Source organism: Blautia fusiformis, assembly GCF_020686995.1.
GTDB lineage: Bacteria > Bacillota > Clostridia > Lachnospirales > Lachnospiraceae > Blautia_A > Blautia_A fusiformis.
Window position 1 is genome coordinate 60,220 of record NZ_JAJEPT010000015.1, and the last position, 11,190, is coordinate 71,409.

Sequence of the window (11,190 nt, forward strand, 5' to 3'; positions counted from 1 at the left end):
CACCTGCTCAGCTGATAATTACATCATTCCCATTCCCGGGTTTGCAGCCGGAGCCGGAGTATCTTCTTTGATTGTGGAAACTACAGCCTCTGTTGTAAGGAGTGTAGATGCAACACTTGTAGCATTCTGAAGAGCACTTCTTGTAACCTTAGCCGGATCAAGGATTCCGTTCTCAACCATGTTTACGTATTTCTCATTGAGAGCATCGAAGCCTGTACCGATCTCAGACTCTCTTACTTTGTTGATAATAACAGCGCCTTCCAGTCCTGCGTTTGCAGCGATGTGGAACAGCGGAGCCTCAAGAGCTTTCAGGATCACATAAGCACCTGTCTTCTCATCTCCTTCAAGTGTTGTTGCAAGTTTTGCAACCTCTTTGGAAGCATGGATGTAAGCAGATCCGCCACCTGCGATGATACCTTCCTCAACAGCTGCTCTTGTTGCTGCAAGAGCATCCTCAAGACGAAGTTTTGCTTCTTTCATCTCTGTCTCAGTAGCAGCACCTACACGGATAACAGCTACGCCGCCAGCCAGTTTTGCAAGTCTCTCCTGAAGTTTCTCTTTATCGAACTCGGATTTTGTCTCCTCGATCTGCGCACGGATCTGTGCAACACGTTTTGCAATGGCATCTTTGTCACCGAGACCATCAACGATAACTGTGTTCTCTTTTGCAACTTTAACAGATTTTGCACGTCCAAGCTGCTCCATCTTAGCTTCTTTCAGGTCAAGACCAAGCTCATCGGAGATCACCTGTCCGCCTGTCAGGATCGCGATATCCTGAAGCATCTCTTTTCTTCTGTCACCATAGCCAGGAGCTTTTACAGCTACTACCTGGAAGGTTCCTCTCAGTTTGTTGACGATCAGAGTTGTAAGGGCCTCACCCTCAACATCCTCAGCGATGATGAGAAGTTTCGCACCGGCCTGAACAACCTGCTCAAGAAGTGGAAGGATCTCCTGAATATTGCTGATCTTCTTGTCTGTGATCAGGATGTACGGATCATCAAGAGTTGCCTCCATTTTCTCCATATCTGTGGACATGTATGCGGAAATATATCCACGGTCAAACTGCATACCTTCTACAAGGTCAAGCTCTGTATGCATGGTCTTGGACTCCTCAACAGTGATAACACCGTCTTTGGAAACTTTCTCCATAGCATCAGCAACAAGCTGTCCAACCTGCTCATCACTTGCAGAGATTGCTGCTACGTTAGCGATCTGCTCTTTGCCGTTGATTGCCTGGCTCATGTTCTTGATCGCTTCTACTGCAACATCTGTTGCTTTTTTCATACCTTTTCTGAGGATGATCGGGTTGGCACCTGCTGCCAGGTTCTTCATTCCCTCATGAACCATTGCCTGAGCAAGTACAGTCGCTGTTGTAGTACCATCACCTGCTACATCGTTTGTCTTGGATGCAACTTCCTTGATGATCTGAGCACCCATGTTCTCGAATCCGTCCTCAAGCTCGATCTCTTTTGCGATGGAAACACCATCGTTTGTGATAAGCGGAGCACCGAAAGATTTGTCAAGTACTACGTTTCTTCCTTTCGGTCCAAGTGTTACTCTTACTGTATCTGCAAGTTTATTTACACCAGCTTCAAGTGCTGCTCTTGCTTCTGCGCCATATTTAATTTCTTTTGCCATGATAAAATGACCTCCTATTTATATTGATATACGATAAGATGTTTATATTATTTAATAACTGCCAGGATATCTTCCTGTTTTACAATGATGTAATCCGTACCATCCATCTTAACTTCTGTTCCTGCATATTTGGAGTAAATAACAGTGTTTCCGACTTCTACTTCCATCTTTACTTCTTTGCCATTTACAACTCCGCCAGGACCAACTGCGATAACTTCTGCCTGCTGTGGTTTCTCCTGTGCCTGTCCCGGAAGTACGATTCCGGATGCTGTTGTCTCTTCTGCTTCAACCTGTTTTAATACTACTCTGTCGCCTAAAGGTACTAACTTCATGATCTATGTTCCTCCTTTATAAGTTTCATCTTCGTCTGCTAGCACTCACTTTATACGAGTGCTAATCACTATGGCTATATTAGTGAATTTCACATATTTTCGCAACCCTTTTAAGATATGGTTTTTCTATATTATTCTGGTTTTATCTCTTTTATGCTCTTGTTTTCTCTTGTTTTCTTAATTTCATTATTTATTTTAATTTTATGAAACAGACAAAAAAGAGACTCCCACGCTAGCGGGAAGTCTCTTTTGTCACGTTCTTTATCTTATATCAAGCATCTGACAGTGCTGATCACATTATGCCTTCTTGCTTCTCTGTGCTTTTATCTCCTCAAGCTCATCAAAGATCACTTCATTAAGAACTTTAATGTAAGTTCCCTTCATACCGGATGAACGGGATTCGATCACACCTGCACTCTCGAATTTACGCAGTGCATTTACGATCACGGATCTGGTGATACCTACACGGTCAGCGATCTTGCTGGCAACCAGGATACCCTCATCCCCATCCAGCTCATCAAAAATATGGATGATCGCCTCAAGTTCTGAGAAGGACAGTGTACTGAATGCCGATTTAACGATCTGCTGTTTTCTGTCTTCTTCTGCGTTCTCGTCATGAACCGCACGCATCATTTCCAGGCCAACAACTGTTGTACCATACTCGCTGACGATAATATCCTCAATATCATAGGGATGATCATTGCGGTACATGAATAACGTTCCCAGTCTCTCACCTGCAATATCGATCGGATTCACGATTCCCTGATAATTTCCGGGTACATGCTCAAAGCCAAGTGTCTGGAGATTGACATTCTCCTTTGTGGAAAGAACACCAAGAAATCTCTCATTCAATAACGGGTCGATATGTCCGCCGATCTTGTCATCGATCAGCTCTGTGATCTCATCCACACCCGGGCAGATACTGACTCCCAGAACCTTACCTTTCTTACTGAGTACCAGGATATTGGAACTTAAGGTTTCCATGAGCACCTGGCAAATGTCGTTAAACACTACCTTGCTTGAGCTGCTGTTATGCAGAAGCTTATTGATTTTTCTAGTTTTATCTAGCAACTGAACGCTCATTTTTCCTCCTTTCACTTTCGTACCTTGAAAGAAATCGTTTTTCTAGTCTAATATTACACGTTATTCTGGAAATTTACAAGACATTTTTATATTTTTTTTATTTTTAACGGGATTTTCTGAAAATTAATAGAAAAGCATTTATTCAATCAATCTTCATCTTTTGGTTTTTGTTCCACATATCCGCAGGTTTCCTGGCTGCAAACCAGCTTATTTCCCTTTTCGAGCATATAATTACCACATTTCGGACATTTCTTTGCAGAAGGTTTCTGCCAGGACATAAAATCACATTCCGGATTATTCTCACATCCGTAATATTTTCTGCCTTTTTTCGTTTTTTTCATGACAATTTCGCCGCCGCACTTCGGACATGCAACACCGATCTTCTCATAATATGGTTTTGTATTACGGCAGTCCGGAAATCCGGGGCATGCAAGAAATCTTCCATGAGGACCGTACTTGATCACCATGTTGCGGCCACAGTTGTCGCAGATCACATCCGTAACCTCATCCTGTATATCAACTTTCTCAAGCTCTTTCTCAGCCTCATCCACATCATGCTTCAGATCCGGATAGAAGTTACGTACAACCGTTTTCCACTGTACGGTACCTGCTTCCACGCAGTCCAGAAGCCCCTCCATAGTTGCTGTAAAGTTTACATCCACAATACTTGGAAAAGCCTGTTTCATAATATTATTAACAACCTCTCCAAGCTCTGTGACGTAAAGATTTTTCTGTTCCTTGGATACATAGCGTCTGCTGATGATCGTTGTGATGGTCGGCGCATACGTACTTGGACGTCCAATTCCAAGCTCTTCCATAGTCTTTACAAGTGAAGCCTCTGTGTAATGTGCCGGCGGCTGTGTAAAATGCTGCTCCGGCTTCAGTTCTTTCAGCTTCAGCTCCATACCCTTTTCCAGACTTTGACTTAAAACATTACCCTTTTTGTCATCGCCCTCTTCTGTGTACACAGACATAAAGCCATCAAAGGCAACCTTGGATGCTGCAACCGTGAACACATACTCACCTGCTCCGATCTTGACAGACGTGGTCTCATAACGTGCCGGTGCCATTCTACTCGCCGCAAAACGTCTCCAGATCAGCTGATATAAACGGAACTGATCCCTGGTCAGGGATTCCTTCACCAGAACTGGTGTCCTCGCAATATCTGTAGGACGGATCGCCTCATGAGCATCCTGTATCTTCTGTCCGTTTTTGATCGCCTTCTCTGTCTGAGAAACATAATCCAAACCATACTGCTCAGAAATATAAGTTCTTGCTGCTGCATCTGCTTCCTCTGAAATTCGAGTGGAATCTGTACGCAGATAGGAGATCAGACCTACCGTACCACTGCCTTTTACATCCACACCTTCATATAACTGCTGTGCCAGGCGCATAGTCTTCTGCGTAGAAAAATTCAGTGTCTTGGCAGCTTCCTGCTGCAGAGTACTTGTGGTAAACGGAAGGGGAGCGTTTTTGATCCTCTCACCCTTTTTTACTTCTGTGATCTCATATTTACAGTCTTCCAGACTTTTCAGAATCTCATCCATTTCCTGACGGTTTCTGATCGGAAGTTTTTTATCTGTTCCATAGAACTTGGCTGTCAACGGTTTCTTCTCACCCTTTACCTGAAATTCACCCTCCAGGCTCCAGTATTCTTCAGGAATGAATGCATTGATCTCATCTTCTCTGTCACAGATGATACGCAGTGCCACAGACTGTACACGGCCTGCACTTAAGCCTCTTTTTACCTTGGCCCAGAGCAGCGGACTGATGGTATAACCTACCATACGATCCAGCATACGCCTGGCCTGCTGTGCATCTACCAGATTCATGTCCAGTTCCCTGGCCTGCTTGATGGACGCCTTAACTGCTGTTTTTGTTACTTCATTAAATGTAATCCTGTGCATCTTTGCAGTATCTGTCTTCAAAGCCTGCATCAGATGCCAGGAAATTGCTTCTCCCTCACGGTCAGGGTCAGTTGCAAGATAGATCTTATCTGCTTTTTTTGCTTCTTTACGAAGTTTTGCAAGAAGCTCACCCTTTCCCCGTATTGTAATATACTTCGGTTCAAAATCATTGTCCACGTCAATACCAAACTGGCTCTTGGGAAAATCCCTCACATGACCGTTGGACGCTTCTACTGTATAATTTGCCCCCAGAAATTTCTTTACTGTCTTCATTTTAGCAGGTGACTCTACTATCACCAGATTTTTGGCCATTTTACCTCTCCTAATCTCATTCTGCCTTCCTGTCCGGCTTAAAAACTCCTGCTAAATCTCCGGGCATAAAAGCATTTATTCAAGTCTGATATAATACTGTCTCCCGGTTTCCTTCACAAGCCCCATCAAAATAAGCTGTCCCAGGATCCCGGCTGTTTTTCCCGGTGAAAAACCGGTTTTTCTGATAATATGATCCAGATTTTTTGGTCGTAAATCGAGACAACTATACACCAAATCCAAATCCGTTGCAAGTCCCAACTTGCTTTTTTCAGACAAATTTGTCTTTTTTTTCACAGATAATCCCCACTCATCCAGAAGTATTTCCGGAGAGTATGCAATTCCTGCTCCGTCGTAGATCAGCTTGTGACAGCCTCTGCTCAGCGCATCATTTACCGCTCCTGGAATGGCGTATACCATCTTCCCCTGTTCCAGTGCACAGGCAGCTGTGATCAGTGATCCGCTCTTTTCTTTTGCTTCCACCACAAGCACCAGATCTGCCAGTCCGCTGATGATCCGGTTCCTTGCCGGAAAATAATATGCCCTGCCTTTGGTACCTGGTTCATATTCGCTGATGATTCCTCCGTTTTTTTCGGGGATCCTCCGGTAAATACCTCTGCTGGATGAAGGATAACAGATGTCCACACCATTTCCCAGCACGGCAAAGGTCGGGGTACCACCTTCCAGAGCCCCCTTGTGGCCCTCAGCATCAATGCCGGCCGCCATACCGCTGATCACCTGTACACCATGTTCGCTTAAGAATTTTCCGTAATTAAAGGCCTGTATCCGTCCGTAAGGACTGCACAGCCTTGCTCCCACGATTGCCGCTGTAGGTTTGGCATCATCCGGAAAGCTTCCAATGTAATATAATTGTTTTGGCATACCGGGAAGTTCCTTAAGTCTTGCCGGATAAACACTACTGTCCTTCCGGGCACACCGGATCCTTGTTTGCTGTATTTCTTCCATATAAAATACCTTCCTTTTTTCTGTTTTATGACCAGTATTTCTTGTCATATGCCCGGTAAGCCAACGCCTCGCAGATATGTTCTTCCTTTATCTTTTCGGAAGATTCCATATCCGCGATGGTCCTGGCCGTTTTCAGGATCTTATGATATGCTCTGGTACTGAATTGAAACTGCTCATATGCCTGCTCCAGAAGTTTGTCTGCCCCTCCCGTCATTACACAGTATTTTTCCAGTTTTCTTCCGTCAAGCTCCCCATTGAAGCAAAATTTTTCCTTTTTGTAACGTTCTCTCTGGATCTCCTGTACTGCTTCCACCCTCTTTCTTATTTGCGCAGAGGATTCCCCTGCAATTTTCTTTTTCATTTTTGAAAAACTCACTGCCGGAACTTCTGTGCATATATCAATACGCTCCAGGAGAGGCTGGCTGATCTTTCCAAGATAATGCGTGATCTCCCCTGACTTACAACGACATCTGTTCATATCCGGGTAAAATCCGCAGGGACAGGGATTCATCGCTGCCGCCAGCATAAAACTGGCCGGAAAAACATAGGTTCCGGCAGCTCTGGACAGATGGATCTCCTTATCTTCCAGCGGCTGACGCAGGATCTCCAGGCTTTTTCTGGAAAATTCTGGCATCTCATCCAGAAAAAGAACACCTCTGTGTGCAAGAGTGATCTCCCCCGGCCCCGGTATCCTGCCGCCACCTGCCAAAGCCTGAGGGGAACTGGTATGATGCGGACTTCGAAAAGGCCTCTGCCGGATCAGCGGATCTTTTTCCGTGAGAAGTCCTGCCACACTGTATACCTTGGTGATCTCCAGGCTTTCCTCAAATGTCATCTCCGGCATAATGGTAGGCAGACGTCTTGCCAGCATGGTCTTTCCGGATCCTGGCGGTCCGATAAAAAGAATATTATGAAAACCGCTCACTGCGATCTCTGCCGCCCGCCTGGCTCCTTCCTGCCCGCAGATGTCCGCAAAATCAACCTTTGGTATTTCCGGTTTGTTTTCTATTTTTTCTTTTTCCTGATACGCAGCTGTATAAGTGATTGGGTCTCTCAGACACCGGATCATGTCATTCAGACTTTTTACTCCAAACACCGGCATATCCTTCACCAGATTCCCCTCCCGGATATTTTCCTCCGGAATAACGCAAAAGCGTAAGCCCAGCTCTCTTGCGCGGATCACCCGAGGCAAAACTCCGGCAACCCCATGGATCTCTCCATTCAGACTGATCTCTCCTACGATCATAACTCCTTCCAGAAGATCCGGTTCCAGAATTCCGGCAGCCGCAAGTACTGCAGCCGCCACAGGCAGATCAAAACCGGCTCCTTCCTTTTTCATATCGGCAGGTGCAAAATTTACAGTTACTTTTTTTGGTGGCAGACAAAGCCGGTTGTTCTTAAATGCAGTCCGGACTCTTTCCTGGGCCTCTCTCACCTGGGCAGAGGGAAATCCTACCATAGCAAAAGAAGGCAGACCATCACTGACATCTGCCTCAACCTGGATCTCACGTACTTCCATTCCGTAGATCGCTGCTGATAAAACACTCGCAAACAAATACATTCCTTTCTGCGAAAAAAACGGATCCCGATCTTCCATCTTTTCGTCTTTTCAGGTCAGGCGGATATTCGAAATCCGCATTGGTTAAAAACAAGGGAATTTTCAGATAGACATTTTCTGAATTTTAGAAGATAATAAATTTAGTATAGTCCATTTTGCTCTCTTTTGCAAGGGTGCATTTCGTTCTGTTTTATACTTTCAATAGAAAGAAGAGGTGAGCACAATGAAATTTCAGCGTATTCAGGATTTACGTACAGACGCGGATCTGTCCCAGAGAGAATTAAGTGAGATTCTTCATATCAGTCAGCGTTCTTATTCCCATTATGAAACGGGATCCCGTAATATTCCTATCGAAATGCTTATCCGGCTGGCAAATTATTACGACACCAGCATCGATTATCTCGTCGGCCGCACAGACCGCAAAAAAATGATCAAATAAAGAGATCCCCGGAAATGTGGAACAGTTTCGGGAATTCCTGTATCGGGATTCCCTGATTGCCAAAATCCGGGGATTCTTTATTTTACCGTGTTTTATTTTTTTTGATCATTCTGTATAATAGGTTTCTTCTTCTCCGTAGGGAATCTCATATTCTTCTGTATTTTCATCAGAAGAATCTTCACTGCTTTCGCTGTAGGATTCCTGTTCATAGGAACTTTCGTTGCTTTCATTATAGGAAGCATCTTCTTCGGAATTTTCGGATACTTCCAGGGATGGCTCCTGCCGGGTCATAATAGACTCTGTTTTCGGATAGGTCAGAGATCCATCTCCCCGTTCATATGTTTTTACCTTCACATAAAGCTCACCACTTTTATCGAAAACAAACTCTCCTTTTGCCTTATTCCCTTCGGAATCCTTAAAACGGAACTGTGTGGCATTTCCTGCTACCTCTGCAGTCACATCTGCTTCTGCGGTCATGGAAGGATCTTTTCCATTCACTCTCTTATAGGTAAAGGAAACAGATTTCAGACTGATATCATAAATATCGATCGTTGTCAGCCCGTCTTCGCTGTACCAGATTCCCTGATAATTTTCCGGTTCAAATGCCGGAAGGATTGTCGGGACCGGTGTCAATGACGGTGTCGGCGTCGCTGTCGGAACCGGTGTTGCTGTTGCTGCCGGAGTTGCTGTCACCTCCGGAATACTGTCCAATGCAGCCAATGCGGCCTCTCTTCGTTGTTCTTTTTCCACTTTATCCCTGTGGGAAACATACAGCATCCCTCCCAGTCCTGCCAGAATAAACAGAATGATCAACAGGATCAGAACTGCTCTCAGCCGTTTTTTTCTTCTTTTGTTTTTTCTCATCTGCATTACCTCTGTTTACTATAGCATACAGGAAACCCTTCTTGTATTTCTCAATTCTGCTTATTTTTTCTCTTTGATGATACCTTTTCTGTAAACTTCCAGAAGCTGGATCAGCTCACTGATCCTTTCCTTCAGAGCAGTTCCGGTATCGGTATCACCGACCAGAGTACGTTTGTTATTGTAGTGAACTGCCACCCTGTTGGAAACAATATCCTGCTCCTTGGCTACCGCTTCTTCCGCAGAAGTAAAAGGCTCATGAGCAGACAGGATCAGCCCGTAGGAATTATAAACCAGTGTATAACCGGCAATCCCCGTAACCTTCTGATATGGTCTGGAAAAACCGCCGTCGATCACAAGAACTTTGCCATTGCATTTTACAGGACTCTCTCCCTCACTCTGGTGAACCGGCACATGCCCGTTGATGATGTGACCTTTTTCCGGATCCAGTTCGAATTCACGGAGCAGATCATCTACAACATCCTCATTTTCCAGAAGATGATAGTAGGCATTTTTAGTTTCTTTATGTGTTTCCTTATCTTTAATAAAATAACGCTCAAAGGTGGTCATCTTGTCTTTTCCGAACAGCGGTGAATTCGGAGCTGCCCAGATATACCACATAATATCTCTGCCTTTACGCTTTTCATCCTCATTTACAGAGAAAAACGCCCGGCGCACATAAGTCTCAAGAACATCGTACAATTCTTTTCCTTTGTAGGTTTTTCCATAAATCTGGACTTCTTTCAGACTTCCATCCTCATTAAGCGGAATACTTCCATGGAACAGAAGATTTCCATTATAAGTTTTATAAAGGCCTCCCTTGTCCAGAAGAAGCCGGACATGATTCTGCAGTTTCTCGCAGTTTCGGAACGCGGAATCCAAGCGTTCCATTACATCCTTTTCCTCTGTAGTAAGTTCATATGGCTTTTTCCAGTCAATAGTAGGAAAATATGTATCGGTCAGCGGATATTCTTTTCCGTCCGGAAGTGTGATCATTCCCTTTTTCGGATCGATCCTATGAAGCAAACAACGATTTTCCATATGGAATTCTTTGTGCCGGCGGATCAGCTGCCCCTCCAGCTTAAACTGGATAATGGCAATAGCCTTGTGCATTTTCCGTCCAAGCTCTTCTTCCAGAATACTATAGTTATTGGCATCTCCCTTCATCTCAAAAGCAGTACATGGATCATCCTTATAAGCCTCCATTGCAAAGGTTGCCAGGGGCATGAGATTGATCCCATATCCATCCTCAAGAATATCCATATTTCGGTAACGGATGCTGTTCCGGATCACCGTTGCAATGCAGGCTTTCTGTCCTGTAGCAGCTCCCATCCAGACCACATCATGATTTCCCCACTGGATATCCAGCGAATGATATTTCATCAAACGATCCATGATGAAATGCGGGCCCGGACCTCTGTCATAAATATCTCCCAGCACATGAAGATGATCCACAACAAGACGCTGGATCAGTTCTGCCAGGGCAATGATAAAATTCTCTGCCCGGCCGATCTCAATGATCGTATTGACGATGGCATCGTAATATGCTTCTTTGTCCAGAACTTCCGCTTTCTCTGTGATCAGCTCCTCGATCACATATGCATAGTCTGCAGGAAGTGCCTTACGGACCTTGGAACGGGTATATTTGGATGCCGTTGTCTTGCATACTTCGATCAGACGATAAAGTGTGATCTTGTACCAGTTCTCCATGTCTTCTTCCTGTTTTTTTACAACCTCCATCTTTTCCTTCGGATAATAGATCAGTGTGGCAAGAGAACGTTTGTCGCTGTTGCTTAAGGTATGTCCGAATACATCATCGATCTTTTTTCGTACAGCCCCTGATCCATTCCGAAGAACATGGGAAAACGCATCGTATTCTCCATGAATGTCCGACATGAAATGCTCGGTACCTTTCGGAAGGTTTAATATAGACTGCAGATTGATGATCTCTGTTGAAGCCTTTGCTATAGTAGGATATAGCTCCGCAAGTCGCTGCAGGTATCTTAATTCTTCTTTTTTCATAGTATCTGGTATCCTCCTGGGAGTTCTCACTGCCAGATCAGCCTTCAGGATAAACGGCAGTATTTTTTATTTATT

The 11,190-nt window shown here is 44.5% G+C and carries 9 protein-coding genes; 1 reads left to right on the plus strand and 8 read right to left on the minus strand.

The window, feature by feature from the left end:
• Positions 1-18: 18 nt before the first annotated feature.
• The 6 genes from groL to LKD46_RS12970 form a co-directional block, all read right to left on the minus strand.
• Entirely contained in the window at positions 19-1,638 is a 1,620-nt protein-coding gene (groL, locus tag LKD46_RS12945; protein ID WP_021975898.1) for a chaperonin GroEL, read from the minus strand.
• A 47-nt stretch (positions 1,639-1,685) separates the two neighbouring features.
• Positions 1,686-1,970: a co-chaperone GroES gene (gene groES / locus LKD46_RS12950; RefSeq protein WP_021651813.1), complete on the minus strand. Its 285-nt coding sequence runs from the start codon at positions 1,968-1,970 to the stop codon at positions 1,686-1,688.
• A 297-nt stretch (positions 1,971-2,267) separates the two neighbouring features.
• Positions 2,268-3,053 carry a GTP-sensing pleiotropic transcriptional regulator CodY gene (codY, locus tag LKD46_RS12955; protein WP_015524350.1) on the minus strand — a complete coding sequence of 262 codons (786 nt, stop codon included), beginning with the start codon at positions 3,051-3,053 and terminating at the stop codon, positions 2,268-2,270.
• 146 nt (positions 3,054-3,199) lie between these two features.
• Positions 3,200-5,272 carry a type I DNA topoisomerase gene (gene topA / locus LKD46_RS12960; protein ID WP_021651815.1) on the minus strand — a complete coding sequence of 691 codons (2,073 nt, stop codon included), beginning with the start codon at positions 5,270-5,272 and terminating at the stop codon, positions 3,200-3,202.
• Between the two features lie 75 nt (positions 5,273-5,347).
• Positions 5,348-6,235, minus strand: a complete 888-nt coding sequence (dprA, locus tag LKD46_RS12965; protein ID WP_110103465.1) for a DNA-processing protein DprA — start codon at positions 6,233-6,235, stop codon at positions 5,348-5,350.
• A 25-nt stretch (positions 6,236-6,260) separates the two neighbouring features.
• Positions 6,261-7,796: a YifB family Mg chelatase-like AAA ATPase gene (locus LKD46_RS12970; RefSeq protein WP_227574211.1), complete on the minus strand. Its 1,536-nt coding sequence runs from the start codon at positions 7,794-7,796 to the stop codon at positions 6,261-6,263.
• A gap of 220 nt (positions 7,797-8,016) precedes the next feature.
• On the opposite strand from LKD46_RS12970, the gene LKD46_RS12975 reads away from it, so the two are divergent.
• A complete protein-coding gene (locus LKD46_RS12975) occupies positions 8,017-8,232 on the plus strand; it encodes a helix-turn-helix domain-containing protein (RefSeq protein ID WP_015524345.1) in 216 nt (71 codons plus the stop codon).
• 105 nt (positions 8,233-8,337) lie between these two features.
• Here LKD46_RS12975 and LKD46_RS12980 read toward each other — a convergent pair whose 3' ends face one another.
• Together LKD46_RS12980 and LKD46_RS12985 are read right to left on the minus strand one after the other, a co-directional pair.
• Positions 8,338-9,096, minus strand: a complete 759-nt coding sequence (locus LKD46_RS12980; RefSeq protein ID WP_049947001.1) for a hypothetical protein — start codon at positions 9,094-9,096, stop codon at positions 8,338-8,340.
• Between the two features lie 60 nt (positions 9,097-9,156).
• Entirely contained in the window at positions 9,157-11,115 is a 1,959-nt protein-coding gene (locus tag LKD46_RS12985; RefSeq protein ID WP_021651819.1) for a fructose-bisphosphatase class III, read from the minus strand.
• Between the last annotated feature and the right edge of the window lie 75 nt (positions 11,116-11,190).